We start from the raw sequence: 22815 nt of genomic DNA on the forward strand, positions 1-22815 counted from the left end.
TTATAGACGTTACGGACGCAATGTTCATCTGTTTGTAAGGCTATCTGTTCTCCGGTATTGTGCATAGCCTTAAGCTCAGGAGTTTTTTGCCCGCAAGGTTATCGAGGATGTCCCAGTCGAAGTTCGCGCTGCCGCGCAATGGTTTTACGTTTAAGCAGTTTTTTGTCGCCCACGATCGCTGTGCGATGAAAGTGGGTACCGACGGCATTTTACTCGGCGCATGGGCCCCCATCGCTCAGGTTAAGCGCGTGCTGGATATCGGCGCGGGCAGCGGTCTGTTAGCGCTGATGCTCGCGCAGCGAACCGGCGAGACGGTGATTGTGGATGCCGTGGAGCTGGATGAAGAGGCGGCAGAACAGGCGCGAGAAAACGCCGCGGATTCTCCCTGGGCCGATCGCCTGCAGATTCATCAGGCGGATATTCAGCAATGGCAGCCGCAGCAAACCCGCCGCTATGAGCTGATTGTCAGCAATCCGCCTTTTTTCGCTGAAGGCGTACCTTGCGCCACCTCGCAGCGCGAGCAGGCTCGCTATACCTCCTCCCTCGATCACGCAACATTATTAACCTGCGCCGCCGAGCTTATTACGGAGGAAGGGTTTTTCTGCGTCGTGCTTCCGGTCGACATTGGTAACGCCTTTGTGCAGCGGGCGCAGAATATGGGCTGGCATCTGCGTCTGCGTACCGACGTGGCGGAAACGGAAGTGCGCCCGCCGCATCGGGTTCTGTTGGCTTTTTCGCCGACGGCGGGGGAGGAGTGCTTTAGCGACAGATTGATCATCCGTGGGCCAGAGCAGCAGTATTCCGAAGGATTTACCGCTCTGACCCAGGACTTTTATCTTTTTATGTGAGCCAACGGCGAGAGCACCGACGGCCCGCTCTCCGGCAACTGGTCAGGATAGTCCAGCGTGTAGTGAAGCCCGCGGCTCTCTTTACGCAGCATGGCGCAGCGCACAATCAGCTCGGCAACCTGCACCAGGTTCCGCAGCTCCAGTAAATTATTGGAGACGCGGAAGCGGGCGTAGTATTCGTCCAGCTCCTGCTGCAGCATAGTAATGCGGCGCAGGGCGCGCTCAAGACGGCGGGTGGTGCGCACGATGCCGACATAATCCCACATCAGCAAGCGCAGCTCATGCCAGTTGTGCTGAATCACGACCAGTTCATCAGGTATTTCAACCTGGCTTTCGTCCCATGATGGCAGTTCATTGACTGCCTGCGCGAACGGCAGACGCTTAACGATATCTTCGGCGGCGGACCACCCGTAGACGAGGCACTCAAGCAACGAGTTTGATGCCATCCGGTTAGCGCCGTGTAATCCGGTATAGCTTACTTCACCGATGGCATACAGCCCGTCGACGTCGGTGCGCCCGTGATCGTCAACCATGACGCCGCCGCAGGTGTAGTGTGCGGCAGGAACCACGGGCACCGCTTCTTTTGTCAGATCGATGCCCAGCCCCAGCAGCTTCTCGTAGATCATCGGGAAGTGGTGGCGAATAAATTCTGCCGGTTTATGGCTGATATCCAGATACATGCAGTCAGCGCCAAGGCGCTTCATCTCATGATCGATGGCTCTGGCGACGATATCGCGCGGAGCCAGCTCGCCGCGCTCGTCAAAGTCCGGCATAAACCGCGTGCCGTCAGGGCGTTTCAACAGCGCGCCCTCGCCGCGCAGCGCTTCCGTCAGCAGGAAGTTGCGCGCTTGCGGATGGTACAGCGCGGTTGGGTGGAACTGATTAAATTCGAGGTTGGCGACCCGGCAGCCGGCACGCCAGGCCATCGCGATACCATCGCCGGAAGAGACGTCAGGATTCGTCGTATATTGATAAACTTTAGCCGCGCCGCCGGTAGCCAGCACCACGGCCTTTGCGCTACAGGTTTCAACCGCTTCTTTATTACGATTCCAGATCCACGCGCCCACCACCCGGCGCGTGCCGGGCAGGCCGATTTTATCGGAGATAATAAGGTCAACGGCGTTACTGCGTTCCAGTATGCGGATATTAGGGTGGGCCAGCGCCTGGCTCACCAGGGTAGTCTCAACGGCTTTACCGGTCGCATCGGCGGCGTGGAGAATTCTGCGGTGGCTGTGACCTCCCTCGCGGGTCAGATGGTAGCTCTCTTCGCCGTTCGCCTGAACCTGAGTATCAAACAGCACGCCCTGATCGATTAGCCACTGAACGCAGGGTTTAGCGTTGCTCGCCACGAATGAGACCGCATGGCGATCGCAAAGACCCGCTCCGGCTATCAACGTATCCTCGATGTGCGATTCAACGCTATCGGTTTCATCAAATACGGCGGCAATACCGCCCTGAGCGTAGAAAGTAGAACCTTCACTGATAGGGCCTTTGCTGAGAACCGTGACCGCGCAGCGTTCCGCCAGGCGTAAGGCAAGGGATAATCCGGCAGCGCCGCTGCCAATAATCAGCACATCACAGGAGGAATCGGAAGTTGTTTTCATGGCCTTTGTTTAATTTACTAAACACAATAAGCGAACAATAGCACCAGCCAGCGAGAAATCGTACATTTTTTTTACTCCGCGTTGTGAGGACTAAACATAACGGCGTAATGAGGCGGGCTGTAAATGGAAAAAAGGTTTTGCGAAGCGGCTCGTGAGCTTCAGATTTTATAGTGAAATAAAAGCCGGGTTACGTTACCCTTCTGGCGGGTCTTGCGCTTTTTCTTATTATCTTACATATCGTTTAGCGACCGGGACATATAATGAGAGATAACAATCCGTCAGCCGGTGCCGGACGAAAAACAAAGGCGTAACGGAACTTTATTGTTTTCAGACACTCCAACCCTCTGCTTGCTCACTTGATGCAGTAATTGGGTGGTGTTTTTGAATACGCATGGGAATTGGGTTTGGGGAGACATTACCTCGGATGAGCGAGCAGTTAACGGATCAGGTCCTCGTTGAACGGGTCCAGAAAGGAGATCAGAAAGCATTTAACCTGCTGGTGGTGCGCTATCAGCATAAGGTTGCAAGTCTGGTCTCCCGCTACGTGCCGCCGGGCGATATCGCTGACGTTGTTCAGGAATCGTTCGTTAAAGCATGGCGTGCGCTGGATTCTTTCCGGGGGGATAGCGCTTTTTACACCTGGTTATATCGCATCGCCGTAAACACGGCGAAGAATTATCTGGTTGCTCAGGGACGCCGTCCGCCATCCAGCGATGTTGATGCGAATGATGCTGAAAACTTCGAAAGTGGCGGGGCATTGAAAGAAATTTCGAACCCTGAGAACTTAATGTTGTCAGAAGAGCTGAGACAAATAGTTTTTCGTACCATTGAATCGCTTCCGGAAGATTTACGCATGGCAATTACCTTGCGGGAGCTGGATGGCATGAGCTATGAAGAAATAGCCGCCATCATGGATTGTCCGGTGGGCACAGTGCGTTCGCGCATCTTCCGGGCGCGAGAAGCTATTGATAATAAAGTTCAACCGCTAATCAGGCGTTGACGATAGCGGAATACTGGAAAAGGGTATCAGGCATGCAGAAAGAAAAACTTTCGGCCTTAATGGATGGTGAAACGCTGGATAACGAACTGCTCAACGAGCTGGAGCGTTCATCTGAAATGCAAAAAACCTGGGAGAGCTACCATCTCATCCGCGATACGCTGCGAGGCGATACGAGTGAGGTGCTCCATTTTGATATCTCAGCTCGCGTCATGGCCGCCATTGAAAACGAGCCCGTTCGTCAGACGGTTCCTCTAATTCCTGAATCTCAGCCCGCACCGCACCAGTGGCGTCAGATGCCTTTCTGGCAAAAAGTACGCCCGTGGGCCAGCTCGCTTACCCAGATGGGCGTTGCCGCGTGCGTATCCCTTGCTGTGATTGTCGGCGTTCAGCAGTATAATGGCCAGTCTGATTCATCCCAGCAGCCAGAGGCGCCGGTGTTTAACACCATGCCGATGATGGGTAAGGCCAGCCCGGTCAGCCTGGGCGTGCCGGCGGATGCTTCGGCAGGTAGCGGTCAGCAGGCTCAGGTGCAGGAACAGCGCCGCAGAATTAATGCTATGCTGCAGGACTATGAATTGCAGCGTCGCCTGCATGCGGAACAGCTTCAGTTTGGCCAGGCCCAGACTCAGCAAGCCGCTGTTCAGGTGCCGGGCTATCAAACTTTAGGAACACAATCGCAGTAATGAAGCAACTTTGGTGTGCCATGTCGCTCATGGCAGGCAGCCTGTTCTTCTCCGTCAACGCCTCGGCTGATACATCGTCCGGGGCGTTGTTGCAGCAGATGAACCTGGCCAGCCAGTCCCTTAATTACGAGCTCTCTTTCGTCAGCATCAACAAGCAGGGTGTTGAGTCGCTGCGTTATCGACACGCTAAACTAAACAATCGCACCCTGGCACAGCTGCTCCAGCTTGACGGGCCGCGTCGGGAGGTGGTGCTGCGCGGAACGGAAATCAGCTATTTTGAGCCCGGACTCGATCCTTTCACCCTGAACGGCGACTATATCGTTGATTCGCTGCCTTCATTGGTCTACTCCGACTTTAAACGTCTGTCATCCTATTACGACTTCATTTCCGTGGGGCGGACGCGTATTGCCGATCGTTTATGCGATGTTGTGCGCGTCGTGGCTCGCGATGGCACCCGCTATAGCTATATCGCATGGTTAGATGCTGAAACTAAGCTGCCTCTGCGCGTTGATCTGCTTGATCGCGACGGCGAAACGCTTGAGCAGTTCCGCGTCGTCTCGTTCAACGTTGGCGATAACGTTAGCGCCAGTATGGAAACCCTGTCTAAGGCCAACCTGCCTCCGCAGCTGTCGGTGCCGGAAGGGGGAAATAAGGCCAACTTTAACTGGGCGCCAACCTGGCTGCCGCAGGGCGTGGCCGAAGTCTCCAGCAGCCAGCGTCGTCTGCCCACTTTCGATGGCCCGGTAGAGTCCCGTTTGTATTCCGACGGGCTGTTTAGTTTCTCTGTCAATATCAATCGCGCCACGGCAAATAGCAGCGATCAGCTGCTGCGTACCGGCCGTCGTACCGTGGCGACTACCGTGCGTGATAACGCAGAGATAACCATCGTTGGCGAGCTGCCGCCGCAAACGGCGAAGCGTATTTCCGATAGTATTAAATTCAGGGCAGTACAATGATTAAAGAGTGGGCGACGGTCGTTTCCTGGCAAAATGGCGTTGCGCTGGTGCACTGCGATGTGAAAGCCTCCTGCAGCAGCTGTGCTTCTCGCGCCGGTTGCGGAAGCCGGGTGCTGAATAAGCTTGGGCCGCAAACCAGCCATACCCTTAGCGTCCCCTGCGAACAGCCGCTGTCGGCCGGGCAAAAAGTCGAACTGGGCATTGCCGAAAGCAGCCTGCTCGGGTCGGCGGTATTGGTTTATATGGCGCCGTTAGTCGGTTTGTTTGTGATGGCATCAATATTCCAGGTGCTGTTTGCCAACGACTTTGCCTCGCTTTGCGGGGCCATTTTGGGCGGCGTTGGCGGGTTTCTGGTCGCTCGCGGTCTTTCGCCTGGCTTAGCCTCCCGGCAGTCGTGGCAGCCGGTTATTATCAGCGTCGGTTTACCGCCAGATTTAGTCCGCATCGAGACGCCTTCCTCCCAACTGGGTCAGTGATTTCACTGGCCCTTATCTTTATTTACAACTCCCGCAGGAACTCATCATTTACTCCGGTTATGCTAGCGGTAAGAGCATTTCCTGGTTTCGTGGATGTAGTGTAGAATGCGGCGTTTTCGGATTAAAAAACGTCAGGCACAGAACAGCGGCCTCATGATTCGCGTAAGGCATAATTAACTCTAAATATGAAGAATATACGTAACTTTTCAATCATCGCTCACATCGACCACGGTAAGTCGACATTGTCTGACCGTATTATCCAGATTTGCGGTGGCCTTTCCGATCGTGAAATGGCAGCCCAGGTTCTGGACTCCATGGATCTTGAACGTGAGCGCGGTATCACTATCAAGGCGCAGAGCGTCACCCTGGATTACAAAGCAACTGATGGCGAAACCTATCAGCTGAACTTTATCGACACCCCCGGCCACGTCGACTTCTCTTATGAAGTTTCTCGTTCGCTTGCCGCCTGTGAAGGCGCTTTGCTGGTGGTTGATGCCGGCCAGGGCGTCGAAGCCCAGACGCTGGCTAACTGCTATACGGCGATGGAAATGGACCTTGAAGTCGTACCGGTCCTGAACAAAATTGACCTGCCCGCAGCCGATCCGGAACGCGTAGCGGAAGAGATTGAAGACATCGTTGGTATTGATGCCACCGATGCGGTGCGCTGTTCAGCGAAGACCGGCGTTGGCGTACCGGACGTGCTGGAGCGCCTGGTGCGCGATATTCCGCCGCCGGAAGGCGATCCGGAAGCGCCGCTGCAGGCTCTGATTATCGACTCCTGGTTTGATAACTACCTCGGCGTCGTTTCTCTGGTGCGTATCAAAAACGGTACCATGCGCAAAGGCGATAAAATTAAGGTGATGAGTACCGGGCAGGTGTATAACGCCGATCGCCTGGGCATCTTCACGCCGAAGCAGGTGGACCGTACCGAGCTGAAATGCGGCGAGGTAGGCTGGCTGGTTTGCGCCATTAAAGACATCCTTGGCGCGCCGGTCGGCGATACGCTGACGCTTGCGCGCAACCCGGCAGATAAAGCGCTGCCCGGCTTTAAAAAGGTGAAACCGCAGGTCTATGCCGGCCTGTTCCCGGTCAGCTCCGATGATTATGAAAACTTCCGCGACGCACTGGGCAAACTGAGCCTCAACGATGCTTCTCTGTTCTATGAACCGGAAAGCTCTACGGCGCTGGGCTTCGGTTTCCGCTGCGGCTTCCTGGGTCTTCTGCATATGGAGATCATCCAGGAGCGCCTGGAGCGTGAATACGATCTGGATCTGATCACCACGGCGCCGACGGTAGTCTATGAAGTCGAAACCACCTCGAAAGAGGTTATCTACGTCGACAGCCCGTCGAAGCTGCCGCCGCTGAACAATATTCAGGAGCTGCGCGAGCCGATCGCGGAGTGTCACATGCTGCTGCCGCAGGAGTTTTTGGGCAACGTCATCACCCTGTGTATCGAAAAGCGCGGCGTACAGACCAACATGGTTTACCACGGCAATCAGGTTGCGCTGACCTATGAAATCCCGATGGCGGAAGTGGTGCTCGACTTCTTCGACCGACTGAAGTCTACCTCCCGCGGCTATGCGTCGCTGGACTACAACTTCAAGCGCTTCCAGGCTTCCAACATGGTGCGTGTGGATGTGTTGATTAACGGCGAGCGTGTGGATGCGCTGGCGCTGATCACGCATAACGACAATGCGCCATACCGCGGCCGCGAACTGGTAGAGAAGATGAAAGAGCTGATCCCGCGTCAGCAGTTCGATATCGCTATCCAGGCTGCCATCGGCAACCACATCATTGCCCGCTCTACCGTAAAACAGCTGCGTAAAAACGTCCTGGCGAAATGCTATGGCGGCGACGTCAGCCGTAAGAAAAAGCTGCTGCAGAAGCAGAAAGACGGTAAGAAACGCATGAAGCAGGTCGGTAACGTTGAGCTTCCGCAGGAAGCGTTCCTCGCCATTCTGCACGTTGGTAAAGACGGCAAATAACCCTAAGGAGTTGGCATGGCGAACATGTTTGCCCTGATCCTGGTCATCGCTACTGTGGTGACGGGTCTGTTGTGGTGCCTGGATAAGTTTATCTTTGCGCCAAAACGTCGCGAAAGTCAGGCCGCTGCGCAGGCGGCGACCGGCGACCAGTTGGACAAGAAAACGCTGAAAAAGGTCGGCCCGAAACCGGGCTGGCTGGAAACCGGCGCGTCAATCTTTCCGGTACTGGCGATTGTGCTGGTGGTTCGCTCATTCATTTATGAGCCCTTCCAGATCCCCTCCGGCTCGATGATGCCGACGCTGCTGATCGGCGATTTTATTCTGGTTGAGAAGTTTGCCTACGGCATTAAAGATCCGATTTACCAGAAGACGCTGATCGAAACCGGACATCCGAAGCGCGGCGATATTGTCGTCTTTAAATATCCGCAAGATCCGCGCCTGGATTATATCAAGCGTGCGGTCGGTTTACCGGGTGATAAAGTGACTTACGATCCGATTGCCAAGCAGGTCACTATCCAGCCGGGCTGTAGTTCTGGCCAGGCCTGCGGCAATGCGCTGCCGGTCACTTACTCCAACGTTGAGCCGAGCGATTTCGTACAGACCTTCTCCCGCAGCAACGGCGGCGAAGCGACCAGCGGTTTCTGGCAACTGCCGAAAGGCGAGACGAAAGCCGATGGCATCCGTCTGACCGAACGTAAAGAGACGCTGGGCGAAGTGACCCACCGTATATTGACCGTACCGATTGCTCAGGACCAGGTGGGGATGTATTACCATCAGTCCGGTCTGCCGCTGGCGACCTGGATTGTCCCGCCGGGGCAGTATTTTATGATGGGTGACAACCGCGATAACAGCGCCGATAGCCGTTATTGGGGCTTTGTGCCGGAAGCGAATCTGGTGGGTAAAGCAACCGCAATCTGGATGAGTTTCGAAAAACAGGAAGGCGAATGGCCTACCGGCGTACGTTTATCGCGTATCGGTGGTATCCAGTAAATTTTTCCTGCTTTATTCACGCTGCCGACGCAATAACGGCAGCGTGAATTATTTAAAATTTAAATCTATTCAAACTAACGACATCCCTTGTCGTTGCGTATAGAATATCCCCCCGAAGTTTTAGGTTGTCTCTCGTAAGATTGACACAGCACACGAAACCGCGTTGGTTTTTACTCAGGTCGGTTTCGTGTGCTGCATTTTTGACGCATTCATCTATTGGTAACGCATGAACCCCATCGTAATTAATCGGCTTCAACGGAAGCTGGGCTACACTTTTCATCATCAGGAGCTGTTGCAACAGGCATTAACTCACCGCAGTGCCAGCAGCAAACATAATGAGCGCCTGGAATTTTTAGGCGACTCAATATTGAGCTTTGTGATCGCGAACGCGCTCTATCATCGTTTCCCTCGGGTAGACGAAGGCGATATGAGCCGCATGCGCGCGACCCTGGTACGAGGCAACACGCTGGCAGAAATTGCCCGCGAGTTCGAATTAGGTGAATGTCTGCGTCTTGGGCCGGGTGAACTGAAAAGCGGGGGCTTTCGCCGTGAATCTATACTGGCGGACACCGTTGAAGCGTTAATCGGCGGGATTTTCCTCGACAGCGATATTCAGAACGTTGAGCGCCTTATTCTCTCCTGGTACCAGAGTCGTCTGGATGAAATCAGCCCGGGCGACAAGCAAAAAGATCCGAAGACGCGCTTGCAGGAGTATCTGCAGGGGCGCCATCTGCCGCTGCCGTCTTACCTGGTGGTACAGGTTCGCGGTGAAGCGCACGATCAGGAATTTACTATCCACTGCCAGGTTAGCGGCCTGAGTGAACCGGTGGTTGGCACGGGTTCTAGCCGTCGCAAGGCGGAGCAGGCTGCCGCCGAACAGGCGCTGAAAAAGCTGGAGCTGGAATGAGCGAAGAAAAGAACTACTGCGGATTTATTGCCATCGTTGGTCGTCCAAACGTGGGCAAATCCACATTGCTGAACAAGCTGCTCGGGCAGAAGATCTCGATTACTTCCCGAAAAGCGCAGACGACGCGTCACCGCATCGTTGGTATTCATACTGAAGGCCCGTATCAGGCGATCTACGTCGATACCCCGGGCCTGCATATGGAAGAAAAACGCGCGATTAACCGTCTGATGAACAAAGCGGCAAGCAGCTCCATTGGCGACGTAGAGCTGGTTATTTTCGTCGTTGAAGGTACCCGCTGGACGCCGGACGACGAGATGGTGCTCAACAAGCTGCGCGATGGTAAAGCGCCGGTGATTCTGGCGGTCAACAAAGTCGATAACGTACAGGAAAAAGCCGATCTTCTGCCGCACCTGCAGTTCCTTGGCAGCCAGATGAACTTCCTTGATATCGTGCCGATTTCCGCGGAAACGGGGCTGAACGTTGATACCATCGCCGGTATCGTGCGTAAGCATCTGCCGGAAGCGATTCATCACTTCCCGGAAGATTACATCACCGACCGCTCTCAGCGCTTTATGGCTTCCGAGATCATTCGTGAAAAGCTGATGCGTTTCCTCGGCGCTGAACTGCCGTATTCCGTTACCGTGGAAATCGAACGTTTTGTAACCAACGAGCGCGGCGGCTACGATATCAACGGTCTGATTCTGGTTGAGCGTGAAGGGCAGAAGAAGATGGTGATTGGCAACAAAGGGGCCAAAATCAAAACCATCGGTATCGAAGCGCGTAAAGACATGCAGGATATGTTTGAAGCGCCGGTTCACCTCGAGCTGTGGGTGAAAGTGAAGTCCGGCTGGGCTGATGACGAACGCGCGCTGCGCAGTCTCGGTTACGGCGACGATCTCTAAGTTTGGATACTCTATGGCTTTCGAGGTGCAGGACAAAACACAACGTGTTTTGAACAGCGCTTGCGCTGGCTGCGAAGGAGCGAGGCCAGAGGCTGAGTCACGCGGCAAGACCGCGAGTCCCCGGGAGCTTACTTCAGTAAGTGACTGGGGTGAGTGGGCGCAGCCAACGCACCTGCGGCTTGAAAGACGACGAGTATGATGGAAGGCTGGCAACGCGCTTTCGTACTGCATAGCCGTCCCTGGAGCGAAACCAGCCTGATGCTGGACGTCTTCACGGAAGAATCCGGCCGCGTGCGCCTTGTGGCTAAAGGCGCACGTTCCAAACGTTCGAACCTCAAAGGCGCGCTTCAGCCTTTTACTCCCTTACTGCTTCGCTTTGGCGGGCGCGGCGAAGTCAAAACGCTGCGCAGCGCGGAAGCCGTCTCGCTGGCGCTCCCTCTCAGCGGCATCACGCTCTACAGCGGCCTTTACGTCAACGAGCTTCTCTCTCGCGTGCTTGAGCATGAAACGCGCTTTTCCGAACTCTTCTTCGATTATTTGCACTGTATCCAGTCTCTGGCTGGCGCAAGCGGCTCGCCGGAACCGGCGCTACGGCGTTTTGAACTGGCGCTGCTGGGGCATCTGGGATATGGCGTGGATTTCCTGCACTGCGCCGGCAGCGGAGAAGCGGTTGACGACGCAATGACCTATCGCTACCGTGAAGAAAAAGGCTTTATCGCCAGCGTGGTTATTGATAACAACACCTTTACCGGGCACCATCTTAAGGCGCTGGCGAGCCGTGAATTTCCGGACAGCGATGCGCTGCGCGCGGCAAAGCGTTTCACCCGTATCGCCCTGAAGCCCTATCTGGGCGGGAAGCCGCTAAAAAGTCGCGAGCTTTTTCGTCAGTTTTTGCCCGCGCGGGCAGCGCGAGCCGATAAAACAAATAACGATTAACGAGGATTGTCATGGCTGAATTACTGTTGGGGGTCAATATTGACCACATTGCGACATTACGCAACGCTCGCGGTACCGCTTATCCGGATCCGGTCCAGGCGGCCTTTATCGCCGAGCAGGCCGGCGCTGACGGTATTACCGTCCATCTGCGCGAAGATCGTCGCCATATTACCGATCGCGATGTCCGTATTTTGCGCCAGACGCTGGATACCCGCATGAACCTTGAGATGGCGGTGACGGAAGAGATGCTGAAGATTGCCTGTGAGACTCAGCCCCATTTTTGCTGCCTGGTACCGGAAAAACGTCAGGAAGTGACCACCGAAGGTGGACTGGACGTGGCGGGCCAGATCGACAAAATGCGCGACGCCTGTAAACGCCTTGCCGATGCCGGTATCCTGGTTTCGCTGTTTATTGACGCGGACAACGCGCAAATTAAGGCGGCAGCGGACGTTGGCGCGCCTTATATCGAAATTCACACCGGATGCTACGCTGATGCGCAAACTGACGCTGAGCAGGCAAAAGAGCTGGAGCGTATTGCCAAAGCGGCGACCTATGCCGCCAGCCTGGGGCTGAAGGTTAATGCCGGTCACGGTTTGACCTACCATAACGTGAAGGCCATTGCCGCGCTGCCGGAAATGCACGAGCTGAACATCGGCCACGCGATTATTGGCCGTGCGGTGATGAGCGGCCTGAAAGAGGCGGTGGCGGAAATGAAGCGCTTGATGCAGGAAGCGCGCGCCTGATGGCCATTCTCGGACTGGGTACTGATATTGTAGAAATTGCCCGTATTGAAGCGGTAATTGCCCGCAGCGGCGATCGTCTGGCGCGTCGCGTCCTGAGCGATAGCGAGTGGGCGATATGGGAACAGCATCAGCAGCCGGTCCGTTTTCTGGCCAAGCGTTTTGCCGTTAAAGAAGCGGCGGCCAAGGCGCTTGGTACCGGCATCCGCAATGGGCTGGCGTTTAATCAGTTTGAGGTTTACAACGACGAGCTGGGTAAGCCAAAGCTGCGATTGTGGGGCGAAGCGAAGAGTCTGGCCGAGCGCATGGGCGTAAGCAGCATTCACGTGACGCTGGCCGACGAGCGTCACTATGCCTGCGCCACGGTGATTATCGAAAGCTAGAGTGTTACAGGCCGGAGAGGTCGGTTAACGCCGCCATCCGGCAATATCACAGTTTGTCCGCGTGGTGCAGCAGGACAAACTTATCCCACAGCTGCTCTTCATTTTCGTTATGGGCCGGATCTTTCAGAATGGTATTTGGGATCGGGCACACCTTCTGGCAGGTCGGCGTATCATAGTGGCCAACGCATTCGGTGCAGCGATCGCTGTTAATTTCATAAATGCTATCACCCATGGATATCGCCTCATTCGGGCACTCCGGCTCGCACATATCGCAGTTGATGCATTTTTTGGTGATTAACAGCGCCATCAGGAAATTCTCAGAAACAACACAAACAGGGCGGGCATTATACGCCCATTTTTCGCCCGGGCCAGCTCTTTTCCACCGCGGGGCGACCATCCGCAGCGGAGAAATTTTGCCCGGCCTGAGCCAATAAGAGAGTGTGTGCTTTTGACAGCGGGCAGGGCACTCGGGTTACACCAGCTTTTTCACCAGCGCTTCGCTATGGCGAATCCGCTCCGGAGCGTGCTCAAGATCCTGCTGCACCAGCCCCATAAACAGAAGATCGGTCAACATCATTTGCGCGCTGGTGGAGGAGATCGCGGCGCTACGCGTGGCCTGCTCTTCCGCAATGGTGTACAGGCACAGCGTCGCCTGCTGCTGAAGCGCGTTGGGGTTAAAGCCGGTGATCGCCAGGATCTGGCTTCCTACCCGCAGCGCTTCACCGGCCGCCATATTGATCTCGCGTCGTTCACCGGAATAGGAGATGGCCAGCAGCAGATCGTCCGGAGACATCGCCTGTACCGTCGCCAGCAGGGCGTGCATATCCTGTTCTGATACCGCGTTAATACCGATTTTCATCAGCTTCCAGCTAAAGTTTCTCGCCACCAGGCCCGACGCGCCGATGCCGGTAATGATGACCCGACGGGCGTGGCGCAACAGCGTGACGGCTTCCAGCAGCTTCTCTTCGGTGTTGACGTCCAGCGAGGCGTGCATGGCCGCGACGTTATCTTTAATCAGCTTTTCGCCAACCAGGCGCAGGGGATCGTCGCCGCGAATCTGGTTATGCACCGGTACGGATTGCGGAGTCGGCGCACTTGCCAGGGCTTCGCTCAACGCCAGCTTTAACGCCGGGAAGCCTTTGAACCCCATCTTCTGCGCAAATTTCACTACGCTTGACTGGCTGACGCCGGCTTCGCCCGCCAGCTGCTGCGAGCTGAGGTGGCGGGTTTGATCCGGTTGAGCCAGAATGAAATCGGCCAGTTTTTTATCGCTTGCGGCCAACGTCGGATAGCGCTGGCGAATACGGGTCAAACAGTTCATAGCGGCTCCGGAGGACAGCTTCACCCTCGGCTGAAAGAATTTTGTATTCGATTATAAGAGGATTATCGCGAATTAAAAATTCTGTGCCTAAGATTTCTCGGCAAAGACGTTTTCTTAATACGGATTCAACAGCAGCGTATGTTTTCGCTATTGGCGACGTAAGGCTGTTAAGCTATTGGTTATCATGCGATCGTTCAGGGGAGTGGGTTTTGAATAGCAGCACGCGGAGAGTGGTTTTCTTTGATCTGGATGGAACCTTGCATCAGCAGGATATGTTCGGCAGCTTTTTGCGCTATGCCCTGCGCCATCAGCCGCTGAACGCGCTGCTGCTGCTTCCTTTATTGCCGGTTATCGCGGCCGGACTGATGTTATACGGTCGCGCCGCGCGCTGGCCGATGAGCCTGCTGCTCTGGGCATCAACCTTCGGACGCAGCGAGCAGCAGCTTAAACGCCTGGAGGCCAATTTTGTTCGCTGGTTTCGCCAGCACGTCACGGCATTCCCGGTTGTTCAGGCGCGGCTTAAACATTATCTGACCAGCACGGACGCTGACGTCTGGCTGATCACCGGTTCGCCGCAGTCGCTGGTTGAACAGGTCTATTTTGATACCGCCTGGCTGCCGCGGGTGAATCTGATCGCCAGCCGAATGGAGCGACGCTACGGCGGCTGGGGGTTAACCCTGCGCTGTCTCGGTAATGAAAAAGTGACGCAGCTGGAACAAAAGATCGGCGCACCGCTGCGCTTGTATAGCGGCTACAGCGACAGCGAGCAGGACAACCCGCTGCTCTCTTTTTGCCAGCACCGCTGGCGGGTAACGCCGCAGGGCGATCTTCAGCAGTTAGAATAGTGTGTAATACATAGCGCCCATGTATAATGCGCCCCGCTTTTCTGCAGGAGTGCCCGCTTTGTCTGACCATGAATTAAATGATGAATACTGGATGCGTCACGCCCTGACGCTGGCCAAACGCGCCTGGGAAGAGGGCGAGGTGCCGGTCGGCGCCGTGCTGGTGCATAATCATCAGGTCATCGGCGAGGGCTGGAACCGGCCCATCGGCCGCCACGATCCCACCGCGCACGCCGAGATTATGGCGCTGCGTCAGGGCGGGCTGGTGTTGCAAAACTATCGCCTGATTGACGCAACGCTGTACGTTACTCTCGAGCCCTGCGTGATGTGCGCCGGCGCAATGGTGCATAGCCGTATTTCCCGGCTGGTGTTTGGCGCCAGGGATGCGAAAACCGGCGCCGCAGGGTCGCTGATTGATGTGCTGCATCATCCGGGCATGAACCATCGGGTAGAAATAGCGGAAGGTGTTATGGCGGAGGCCTGTTCCGGCATGCTGAGCGATTTCTTCCGCTGGCGGCGGGAAGAGAAAAAAGCGCTAAAGCGAGCTGGCCAACAGGCGCAAGATTAATGCCCCATTCCGGGGATTTTTAATTTTGCGTTATCGACCAGCGTTTCGGCGCGAAAGTTAAAAAAGGACCTGGTGTACTGCTCTTCTTTATCCAGCTCATCCGGCATGACCGCCGGATAGTGTTCGCCTAAGGCCGCCATCTGCGCGTCTTTTTTCTCTTTTTCAGAGAGATAGCCCACGAGGCTGATATGATATTTGCGGATATTTTCGACGTAAGCGTAGGCTTCGTGCCCGCGTGCAAATCCGTACTTCAGTCGGCTGTAGTAGTTTTTCTGGCTTAGCAGCGGCAGACGCTGCTTCACATCCGCCCAGCTATTCGGGTTGCCTTTCTGCTTTTTGGTCAGCGCCATCGCGTCAAGCATGTGCGCGTAGCCCATATTATAAGCCGCCAGCGCAAACCAGATGCGCTCGTCCTGTGGGACCGACTCCGGCACTTTATTCATCATGTCCTGTAAATAACGCATGCCGCCGTCGAGGCTTTGCTCGGCGTCGGTACGATCGGTCAGGCCCAGGCTTTGCGCCGTATTGCGGGTCAGCATCATTATCCCGCGAACGCCCGTCGGAGAGGTGGCCTGCGGATCCCAGTGCGATTCCTGCCATGAGATAGCCGCCAGCAGCCGCCAGTCTATCTGTCGGGCGTATTTTTCAAACATCGGCTGCAGGTCAGGGAGGACGCTCTCCACGGCGCGCAGGAAGGTGCGGGTGTCAACGTAGTCAAAATCGTTGCCGTGGCCGAGGTATTTCTCCTCCAGCCTCGCCAGGGTGCCATCTTCGTTAATGTTATTGAAGAAATCGAGCATTGCCGCCGGCAGGGAATTATCCTCACCTTTTTCGCTAAACCAGGTGACCGGCTGTTCGTCGCTGATATCGAGGGCGACGGCCAGCTCCGGGTGGACGCGCTGGAACAGACTGACGGCGACCGAATCAGCGACGGTATAGTCGAGTTTGCCATCGATAACCGCCTGCATCAGCGCCGTCGTGCCGCGCTTATCGTCCACGTGCCACTCAAGGTCGGGATATTTTTGCTTTTTCAATGCCTGGAGATCGTTAATCGCCACGTGCCCGGGAGCGATGGCCAGCTGCGCGGCGGTGATGTTTGCCAGGGTGCGCGGACGCAGGTTGCCTTTGCGATACACCAGCTGTTGCGAAACGGAATAGTAGGTCGGCCCGACCTGATAGTTTTTCACCCGCTCGGAGTTGTAGACCAGCCCGGCTGCCAGCATGTCGGCTTTGCCTTCATCGAGGTCGTCGAATAGCTGGCTGATATTCTGCCTGACGGTGACTTTGAGCTCGACGCCGAGGTAGTCGGCAAACTGCTGCGCCAGCTCATAATCAAAACCGTAGGTCTTGTCATTGATGGTCGCGAAGGTCATCGGCGAATTAATGGTGCTGATTCGCAGTTCTCCGCGCGCCATGATCCCCGCCACGCGGTTTTCTGGTTTTCCCATCCACGGGAGAGACGGCCACAGGGCAGCCGCCAGCAGGAGGGTCACAATGCCGATGAGCAGATAATTAATCTTTAGTTTTTTCAGATAGTTAATCTTCTGCAGCTTCGCGTTCCTCAGCAGATTATGACCAGAAAAAGTAAAAGGTTGTCCTGGAATGAGCGGCATTTTGCTTAAGAATGCGCCAGTTGGCAACTTATTCGCGAGATGAGTCACATTAATTGATAAACCCCGGCAATCATTTTATTTCTACGCAAACGGTTTCGTCGGGGCGCAGGATTCACTATAATGGCGCCCGTTTCCCCCCTGGCTCACCATGAAAGCTTCGAAGACGAGAGACTTATGATGGAAATTTTGCGTGGTTCACCTGCACTGTCGGCATTCCGTATCAATAAACTGCTGGCACGTTTCCAGGCGGCCAACCTTCCGGTCAGCACCCTTTATGCCGAGTACGTTCATTTTGCCGACCTCAGCGCCCCGCTCAGCGGCGACGATCGCGAGAGCCTGGCAAGATTGCTCAAGTATGGCCCGAACTTAAGCAGCCATACCCCGACCGGCAAGCTACTGCTCGTTACCCCCCGTCCCGGCACCATCTCTCCCTGGTCTTCTAAAGCTACCGACATCGCCCATAACTGCGGCCTGTCACAGGTTTTGCGCCTGGAGCGCGGCGTGGCGTATTACGTCGAAGCGAGCAGCCTGAATGACGAACAGTGGTCGCAGGTGGCGGCCGAACTGCATGACCGCATGATGGAAAGCGTCTTTGGCGCGCTGGAAGAGGGTGAAAAACTCTTCGCCCACCATCAGCCAACCCCGGTCACCAGCGTTGATCTGCTGGGCCTGGGCCGTCAGGCGCTGATTGACGCCAACCTCCGTCTGGGGCTGGCGCTGGCGGATGATGAAATCGACTATCTGCAGGATGCTTTCCAGAAGCTGGGGCGCAACCCGAACGATATCGAACTCTATATGTTCGCGCAGGCTAACTCCGAGCACTGCCGACACAAGATTTTTAACGCCGACTGGGTCATTGATGGCGAAAAGCAGCCGAAGTCGCTGTTTAAAATGATCAAAAACACCTTCGAGAAAACCCCGGACTACGTGCTGTCTGCTTATAAAGACAACGCCGCGGTAATGGAAGGTTCAGCCGTGGGGCGCTACTTCGCCGACCACGAAACCGGCCGCTACGACTTCCACCAGGAAGACGCGCATATTCTGATGAAGGTCGAAACCCATAACCACCCGACGGCGATCTCTCCGTGGCCGGGCGCGGCGACCGGTTCCGGCGGCGAAATTCGCGATGAAGGCGCCACCGGGCGCGGCGCGAAGCCGAAAGCGGGTCTGGTGGGCTTCTCGGTTTCCAACCTGCGTATTCCGGGGTTTGAGCAGCCGTGGGAAGAGGATTTCGGTAAGCCGGAGCGTATCGTCACCGCGCTGGATATCATGACCGAAGGCCCGCTGGGCGGCGCGGCGTTTAACAACGAATTTGGTCGTCCGGCGCTCAACGGTTACTTCCGTACCTATGAAGAGAAAGTGAGCAGCCACAACGGCGAAGAGCTGCGCGGTTATCACAAGCCCATTATGCTGGCGGGCGGTATCGGCAACATTCGCGGCGAACACGTGCAGAAGGGCGAGATCGTCGTCGGCGCGAAGCTGATTGTTCTCGGCGGTCCGGCGATGAACATCGGTCTTGGCGGCGGCGCGGCCTCTTCAATGGCTTCCGGCCAGTCCGATGCCGATCTCGATTTCGCCTCCGTACAGCGCGACAACCCGGAAATGGAACGTCGTTGCCAGGAAGTTATCGACCGCTGCTGGCAGCTGGGCGACGCTAACCCGATTCTGTTTATCCACGACGTCGGCGCCGGCGGTCTGTCGAACGCGATGCCTGAACTGGTCAGCGACGGCGGACGCGGCGGTAAATTCCAGCTGCGCGATATCCTCAGCGATGAGCCGGGCATGAGCCCGCTGGAGATCTGGTGTAACGAATCGCAGGAACGTTATGTGCTGGCGGTCGCGCCGGAGCAGCTGCCGCTGTTTGATGAGCTGTGCCGCCGCGAACGCGCGCCGTATGCGGTGATTGGCGAAGCGACCGAAGCGCTGCATCTGAGCCTCGACGATACTCACTTTGACGATCGCCCGATCGACCTGCCGCTTGACGTGCTGCTGGGCAAAACGCCGAAAATGACCCGCGACGTGCAGACGCTCAAAGCCCAGGGCCAGAGTCTGGAACGCCAGGGAATCACTATTGCCGACGCGGTGAATCGCGTGCTGCATCTGCCGACCGTGGCGGAGAAAACCTTCCTCGTCACCATCGGCGACCGTACCGTCACTGGTATGGTGGCGCGCGATCAGATGGTGGGTCCGTGGCAGATCCCGGTGGCTAACTGCGCGGTGACCACCGCCAGTCTCGACAGCTACTATGGCGAAGCCATGTCTATTGGCGAGCGCGCGCCGGTGGCGCTGCTGGACTTTGCCGCTTCCGCCCGACTGGCGGTCGGCGAGGCGCTGACCAACATCGCGGCGACGCAGATTGGCGCGCTCAATCGCGTGAAGCTGTCGGCAAACTGGATGGCCGCAGCCGGTCACCCGGGCGAAGACGCCGGTTTATATGAAGCGGTAAAAGCGGTTGGCGAAGAGCTCTGTCCGGCCCTGGGACTGACCATTCCGGTGGGTAAAGACTCCATGTCGATGAAAACCCGCTGGCAGGAAGGCGCTGAACAGCGCGAGATGACCTCTCCGCTGTCGCTGGTGATTTCCGCCTTTGCCCGCGTGGAAGACGTACGCCGTACCGTCACCCCACAGCTCGCGACCGAAGACAACGCCCTGCTGCTGATTGATTTAGGCAAGGGGAACAATGCGCTGGGCGCGACCGCGCTGGCGCAGGTTTATCGTCAGCTTGGCGATGTGACCGCCGACGTGCGCGATGTCGCGCAGCTGAAAGGCTTCTGGGACGCAATGCAGGCGCTGGTGGCCGAAGGTAAGCTGCTGGCGTGGCACGACCGGTCTGACGGTGGCCTGCTGGTCACGCTGGCCGAGATGGCCTTTACCGGCCACTGCGGCGTCAAGGTTGATATCGCCGCGCTCGGCGAGGATCGTCTGGCCGCGCTGTTTAACGAGGAGCTTGGCGGGGTGATTCAGGTTCGTGCCGCCGACCGCCAGGCGGTGGAAGCGCTGCTGGCCGCTCATGGTCTGGCGGATTGCGTTCACTATCTTGGCCAGGCCACGACGGGCGATCGCTTTATCATCGAGGCCGACGGTCACCCGGTATTCAGCGAAAGCCGCACAACGCTGCGCATGTGGTGGGCAGAAACCACCTGGCAAATGCAGCGTCTGCGCGATAACCCGGAGTGCGCCGACCAGGAGCACGAGGCGAAAGCCAACGATGCCGATCCGGGCCTCAACGTGAAGCTCTCCTTCGATATCAATGAGGATATCGCTGCGCCTTATATTGCCACCGGCGCGCGTCCGAAGGTTGCGGTGCTGCGCGAGCAGGGCGTGAACTCCCATGTCGAAATGGCCGCGGCGTTCCATCGCGCGGGCTTTGATGCCATCGACGTGCACATGAGCGACCTGCTGGCGGGGCGTACCGGTCTTGCTGACTTCCAGGCGCTGGTGGCCTGCGGCGGCTTCTCCTACGGTGACGTTTTAGGCGCGGGTGAGGGCTGGGCGAAATCGATCCTGTTCAATGAGCGGGTTCGCGACGAATTTGCCACCTTCTTCCATCGTCCGCAAACCCTGGCGCTGGGCGTGTGCAACGGCTGCCAGATGATGTCTAACCTGCGCGAGCTGATCCCGGGCAGCGAGCTGTGGCCGCGCTTTGTGCGTAACCAGTCCGACCGCTTTGAAGCGCGCTTCAGCCTGGTTGAAGTGACCCAGAGCCCGTCGCTGCTGCTGCAGGGGATGGTGGGGTCAATGATGCCGATTGCCGTATCTCACGGTGAAGGACAGGTGGAAGTCCGCGATGGCGCGCATCTGGCGCAGCTGGAAAGCAAAGGCCTGGTGGCGCTGCGCTTCGTCGACAACGTCGGCAAGGTGACGGAAAACTATCCGGCTAACCCGAACGGTTCGCCGAACGGTATCACCGCGGTGACCAGCGAAAGCGGGCGCGCGACCATCATGATGCCGCACCCGGAACGCGTGTTCCGCACCGTGTCGAACTCCTGGCATCCGGAAAACTGGGGCGAAGACAGCCCGTGGATGCGTATTTTCCGCAACGCGCGTAAACAGCTGGGCTAAAACCGCTCACAAATCGCATTAAGCCTCCTGCCCGCGCAGGGGGCTTTTTTATTGGTGAGGCGTATCGACAGCAGGTGTCGGGGATCGCCGACAAACGCGCTATAGCGGTGTCGTCAAAAGGTGACACTTAACATATTGATTTATAATAGCATTGCTAAACCATTCATCCGGTGTTGCTAATCAGCGACACTTTGCGCATAAACCGACCATCATCATTCATGTCCATGAATAGTAAAAAGGTATTATATTTCATTGTGTTAATAAAATGTTTTGAGATGTGGCATAGTTCGTGCATAATTATAACCAGTGGCTCATTCACCTTCTTATGTCAGCCCCTTCGGGACGCGCTACATAAACTTCGAATGACGCACAAACAGGTGCCTGCCGTCCAACTCCTGATAACAGCTCTGCTTTATCAGTCATCGGGCGAAACGTCGAGTAAGGCACCGCCTCATTTCTTAATAAAGCCAGGCTCCTGTAGCCTGGCTTTATTATTTCCGGCGTAGATGTTTATTGCGTCCTCGGTTAGCATCGTCATGAGCTAATGATTGAGACCCTATCCGTGAAGCGACTCTCCCTTTTCCCCCGTTCGCTGCGCCAGTTGGTCACGCTATCCTTCGTGCTGATCCTGCTGCCGCTGCTGGTGCTGGCATGGCAGGCGTGGCAAAGCCTCAACGCGCTGAGCGCGCAGGCGGCGCATATCAACCGTACTACCCTTATCGACGCCCGCCGCAGCGAAGCGATGATTAACGCATCGCTGGAGATGGAACGTAGCTACCGTCAGTACTGCGTGCTGGACGATCCGACGCTGGCGCGGGTCTACCAGAATCAGCGCCAACGCTACAGCGAAATGCTTGATGCTCACGCGGGCGTCCTGCCCGATGAGAAAATCTGGCAGGCGCTGCGTCAGGATCTCGACGATCTGGCCGAGCTACAGTGTAAAAATAGCGGTCCGGCGGCGAAGTCAGCCGCCAGCCTGGAAGCGTTTGCCTCGGCCAATAGCGACATGGTGCAGGCAACCCGAACGGTGGTCTATTCGCGCGGGCAGCAGCTGCAGCAGGAAATCGCCGAGCGCGGGCAGTTCTTCGGCTGGCAGGCGCTGGTGCTGTTCCTGCTCAGCCTGGCGCTGGTGCTGCTGTTCACCCGCATGATTATCGGCCCGGTGAAGGGCATTGAGAGAATGATCAACCGACTGGGGGAGGGGAAGTCGCTGGACGACGCCGCGCTGTTTACCGGTCCGCGCGAGCTGCGCTCCGTCGGTAAACGCATTATCTGGCTGAGCGAACGCCTTGCCTGGCTGGAATCCCAGCGTCATCAGTTCCTGCGCCATCTTTCCCATGAGCTGAAAACGCCGCTGGCCAGCATGCGCGAAGGGACGGAACTGCTTGCCGACCGGGTGGCCGGGCCGCTGACGCCCGAGCAGCAGGAGATCGTTGAAATTCTCGATAACAGCAGCCGCAACCTGCAAAAGCTGATCGAGCAGCTGCTGGATTACAACCGTAAACAGGCCGATGGCCCGATTGCGCGCGAGACGGTAAACCTGGCCGAACTGGTGGAAAATGTGGTTTCTGCCCATAGCCTGCCGGCAAGAGCTAAAATGATGCATACCGAACTGTTGCTCAGCGAGCGTTTATGCGAAGCGGAGCCCGCTCTGCTGGTGAGCGTCCTGGATAATCTCTACTCCAATGCGGTGCACTATGGTGCTGAATCCGGTAACATTCGCATTCATAGCTATCGGCACGGCGAGCAGGTGCGCATTGACGTCATTAACGACGGCGAGCCGATCCCGCCCGCAGAGAGAAACATGATTTTTGAGCCTTTTTATCAGGGAAGCCACCAGCGTAAAGGGGCGGTAAAAGGCAGCGGTCTGGGGCTGAGCATTGCCCGCGACTGCGTACGGCAAATGCAGGGCGAGCTGAGCCTGGTTGATGATAAATCAGGGCTAATCTGTTTTCGTATCACGCTCCCCGTCGCCGAGTCTGGACAAAATAACGTATAA

At 56.6% G+C, this 22815-nt stretch carries 20 protein-coding genes; 16 read left to right on the top strand and 4 right to left on the bottom strand.

Features of this window, described 5'->3' with window-relative positions:
- Window positions 1–107: 107 nt before the first annotated feature.
- The gene (gene trmN, locus CDA56_RS23265) at window positions 108–848 is read left to right on the top strand and encodes a tRNA(1)(Val) (adenine(37)-N(6))-methyltransferase TrmN (protein WP_014230403.1); all 741 of its coding nucleotides are present in this window, start codon (window positions 108–110) and stop codon (window positions 846–848) included.
- Here trmN and nadB read toward each other — a convergent pair.
- A complete protein-coding gene (nadB, locus tag CDA56_RS23270; RefSeq protein ID WP_004853280.1) occupies window positions 833–2452 on the bottom strand; it encodes an L-aspartate oxidase in 1620 nt (539 codons plus the stop codon). The genes trmN and nadB overlap by 16 nt on opposite strands.
- Window positions 2453–2876: 424 nt before the next feature.
- Between nadB and rpoE the strand changes: the two genes are divergently transcribed.
- The 11 genes from rpoE (at window position 2877) to acpS (ending at window position 12410) form a co-directional block, all read left to right on the top strand.
- Window positions 2877–3452, top strand: coding sequence for an RNA polymerase sigma factor RpoE (gene rpoE, locus CDA56_RS23280; protein ID WP_004104583.1), 576 nt, complete (start codon window positions 2877–2879; stop codon window positions 3450–3452).
- A gap of 32 nt (window positions 3453–3484) precedes the next feature.
- Window positions 3485–4135, top strand: a complete 651-nt coding sequence (gene rseA / locus CDA56_RS23285; protein ID WP_004853279.1) for an anti-sigma-E factor RseA — start codon at window positions 3485–3487, stop codon at window positions 4133–4135.
- On the top strand, window positions 4135–5091 hold the full coding sequence (gene rseB, locus CDA56_RS23290; RefSeq protein ID WP_004853278.1) for a sigma-E factor regulatory protein RseB: 957 nt from the start codon (window positions 4135–4137) through the stop codon (window positions 5089–5091). Before rseA ends, rseB begins: the two co-directional genes overlap by 1 nt.
- Complete coding sequence (gene rseC / locus CDA56_RS23295; protein ID WP_014230402.1) at window positions 5088–5567, top strand: SoxR-reducing system protein RseC; 480 nt, start codon at window positions 5088–5090, stop codon at window positions 5565–5567. The genes rseB and rseC overlap by 4 nt, the downstream gene beginning before the upstream one ends.
- A 185-nt stretch (window positions 5568–5752) precedes the next feature.
- A complete protein-coding gene (gene lepA / locus CDA56_RS23300; RefSeq protein WP_004853275.1) occupies window positions 5753–7552 on the top strand; it encodes a translation elongation factor 4 in 1800 nt (599 codons plus the stop codon).
- 15 nt (window positions 7553–7567) lie between these two features.
- A complete protein-coding gene (lepB, locus tag CDA56_RS23305) occupies window positions 7568–8542 on the top strand; it encodes a signal peptidase I (protein ID WP_025106581.1) in 975 nt (324 codons plus the stop codon).
- Window positions 8543–8768: 226 nt separating this feature from the next.
- Complete coding sequence (rnc, locus tag CDA56_RS23315) at window positions 8769–9449, top strand: ribonuclease III (RefSeq protein ID WP_004104573.1); 681 nt, start codon at window positions 8769–8771, stop codon at window positions 9447–9449.
- A complete protein-coding gene (gene era, locus CDA56_RS23320; protein WP_004104571.1) occupies window positions 9446–10351 on the top strand; it encodes a GTPase Era in 906 nt (301 codons plus the stop codon). The genes rnc and era overlap by 4 nt, the downstream gene beginning before the upstream one ends.
- Before the next feature lie 198 nt (window positions 10352–10549).
- Window positions 10550–11287 (top strand): DNA repair protein RecO, encoded by a 738-nt coding sequence (gene recO, locus CDA56_RS23330; RefSeq protein ID WP_004853269.1) that lies wholly within the window; start codon window positions 10550–10552, stop codon window positions 11285–11287.
- Window positions 11288–11298: 11 nt separating this feature from the next.
- A complete protein-coding gene (gene pdxJ, locus CDA56_RS23335; protein WP_014839220.1) occupies window positions 11299–12030 on the top strand; it encodes a pyridoxine 5'-phosphate synthase in 732 nt (243 codons plus the stop codon).
- Complete coding sequence (acpS, locus tag CDA56_RS23340) at window positions 12030–12410, top strand: holo-ACP synthase (protein ID WP_014230399.1); 381 nt, start codon at window positions 12030–12032, stop codon at window positions 12408–12410. Before pdxJ ends, acpS begins: the two co-directional genes overlap by 1 nt.
- A gap of 46 nt (window positions 12411–12456) precedes the next feature.
- Here acpS and CDA56_RS23345 read toward each other — a convergent pair whose 3' ends face one another.
- Both CDA56_RS23345 and CDA56_RS23350 read right to left on the bottom strand, forming a co-directional pair.
- Complete coding sequence (locus CDA56_RS23345) at window positions 12457–12717, bottom strand: YfhL family 4Fe-4S dicluster ferredoxin (RefSeq protein WP_004114478.1); 261 nt, start codon at window positions 12715–12717, stop codon at window positions 12457–12459.
- Between the two features lie 165 nt (window positions 12718–12882).
- The gene (locus tag CDA56_RS23350; protein ID WP_014230398.1) at window positions 12883–13731 is read right to left on the bottom strand and encodes a MurR/RpiR family transcriptional regulator; all 849 of its coding nucleotides are present in this window, start codon (window positions 13729–13731) and stop codon (window positions 12883–12885) included.
- Between the two features lie 209 nt (window positions 13732–13940).
- Here CDA56_RS23350 and yfhb point away from each other — a divergent pair, with 209 nt between their 5' ends.
- Together yfhb and tadA are read left to right on the top strand one after the other, a co-directional pair.
- Entirely contained in the window at window positions 13941–14576 is a 636-nt protein-coding gene (yfhb, locus tag CDA56_RS23355; RefSeq protein ID WP_004853258.1) for a phosphatidylglycerophosphatase C, read from the top strand.
- A 58-nt stretch (window positions 14577–14634) separates the two neighbouring features.
- Window positions 14635–15141: a tRNA adenosine(34) deaminase TadA gene (gene tadA / locus CDA56_RS23360; RefSeq protein ID WP_014230397.1), complete on the top strand. Its 507-nt coding sequence runs from the start codon at window positions 14635–14637 to the stop codon at window positions 15139–15141.
- Here tadA and mltF read toward each other — a convergent pair.
- On the bottom strand, window positions 15138–16754 hold the full coding sequence (mltF, locus tag CDA56_RS23365) for a membrane-bound lytic murein transglycosylase MltF (RefSeq protein ID WP_014839219.1): 1617 nt from the start codon (window positions 16752–16754) through the stop codon (window positions 15138–15140). The two genes, tadA and mltF, sit on opposite strands and share 4 nt — an antisense overlap.
- Before the next feature lie 174 nt (window positions 16755–16928).
- Between mltF and purL the strand changes: the two genes are divergently transcribed.
- Both purL and CDA56_RS23380 read left to right on the top strand, forming a co-directional pair.
- Window positions 16929–20816: a phosphoribosylformylglycinamidine synthase gene (purL, locus tag CDA56_RS23375; protein ID WP_032751925.1), complete on the top strand. Its 3888-nt coding sequence runs from the start codon at window positions 16929–16931 to the stop codon at window positions 20814–20816.
- A gap of 562 nt (window positions 20817–21378) precedes the next feature.
- A complete protein-coding gene (locus CDA56_RS23380) occupies window positions 21379–22815 on the top strand; it encodes a sensor histidine kinase (protein WP_025106584.1) in 1437 nt (478 codons plus the stop codon).

It is taken from the genome of Klebsiella michiganensis (assembly GCF_002925905.1).
GTDB lineage: Bacteria > Pseudomonadota > Gammaproteobacteria > Enterobacterales > Enterobacteriaceae > Klebsiella > Klebsiella michiganensis.

What these genes read in the sequence shown, in the direction of transcription:
- CDA56_RS23345 (WP_004114478.1), bottom strand. Translation starts at nt 12,717, where the DNA reads ATGGCGCTGTTAATCACCAAAAAATGCATCAACTGCGATATGTGCGAG.
- lepB (WP_025106581.1), top strand. Translation starts at nt 7,568, where the DNA reads ATGGCGAACATGTTTGCCCTGATCCTGGTCATCGCTACTGTGGTGACG.
- rseC (WP_014230402.1), top strand. Translation starts at nt 5,088, where the DNA reads ATGATTAAAGAGTGGGCGACGGTCGTTTCCTGGCAAAATGGCGTTGCG.
- recO (WP_004853269.1), top strand. Translation starts at nt 10,550, where the DNA reads ATGGAAGGCTGGCAACGCGCTTTCGTACTGCATAGCCGTCCCTGGAGC.
- mltF (WP_014839219.1), bottom strand. Translation starts at nt 16,754, where the DNA reads ATGCCGCTCATTCCAGGACAACCTTTTACTTTTTCTGGTCATAATCTG.
- nadB (WP_004853280.1), bottom strand. Translation starts at nt 2,452, where the DNA reads ATGAAAACAACTTCCGATTCCTCCTGTGATGTGCTGATTATTGGCAGC.
- rseA (WP_004853279.1), top strand. Translation starts at nt 3,485, where the DNA reads ATGCAGAAAGAAAAACTTTCGGCCTTAATGGATGGTGAAACGCTGGAT.
- trmN (WP_014230403.1), top strand. Translation starts at nt 108, where the DNA reads ATGTCCCAGTCGAAGTTCGCGCTGCCGCGCAATGGTTTTACGTTTAAG.
- rnc (WP_004104573.1), top strand. Translation starts at nt 8,769, where the DNA reads ATGAACCCCATCGTAATTAATCGGCTTCAACGGAAGCTGGGCTACACT.
- lepA (WP_004853275.1), top strand. Translation starts at nt 5,753, where the DNA reads ATGAAGAATATACGTAACTTTTCAATCATCGCTCACATCGACCACGGT.
- CDA56_RS23350 (WP_014230398.1), bottom strand. Translation starts at nt 13,731, where the DNA reads ATGAACTGTTTGACCCGTATTCGCCAGCGCTATCCGACGTTGGCCGCA.
- era (WP_004104571.1), top strand. Translation starts at nt 9,446, where the DNA reads ATGAGCGAAGAAAAGAACTACTGCGGATTTATTGCCATCGTTGGTCGT.
- pdxJ (WP_014839220.1), top strand. Translation starts at nt 11,299, where the DNA reads ATGGCTGAATTACTGTTGGGGGTCAATATTGACCACATTGCGACATTA.
- acpS (WP_014230399.1), top strand. Translation starts at nt 12,030, where the DNA reads ATGGCCATTCTCGGACTGGGTACTGATATTGTAGAAATTGCCCGTATT.
- purL (WP_032751925.1), top strand. Translation starts at nt 16,929, where the DNA reads ATGATGGAAATTTTGCGTGGTTCACCTGCACTGTCGGCATTCCGTATC.
- rseB (WP_004853278.1), top strand. Translation starts at nt 4,135, where the DNA reads ATGAAGCAACTTTGGTGTGCCATGTCGCTCATGGCAGGCAGCCTGTTC.
- rpoE (WP_004104583.1), top strand. Translation starts at nt 2,877, where the DNA reads ATGAGCGAGCAGTTAACGGATCAGGTCCTCGTTGAACGGGTCCAGAAA.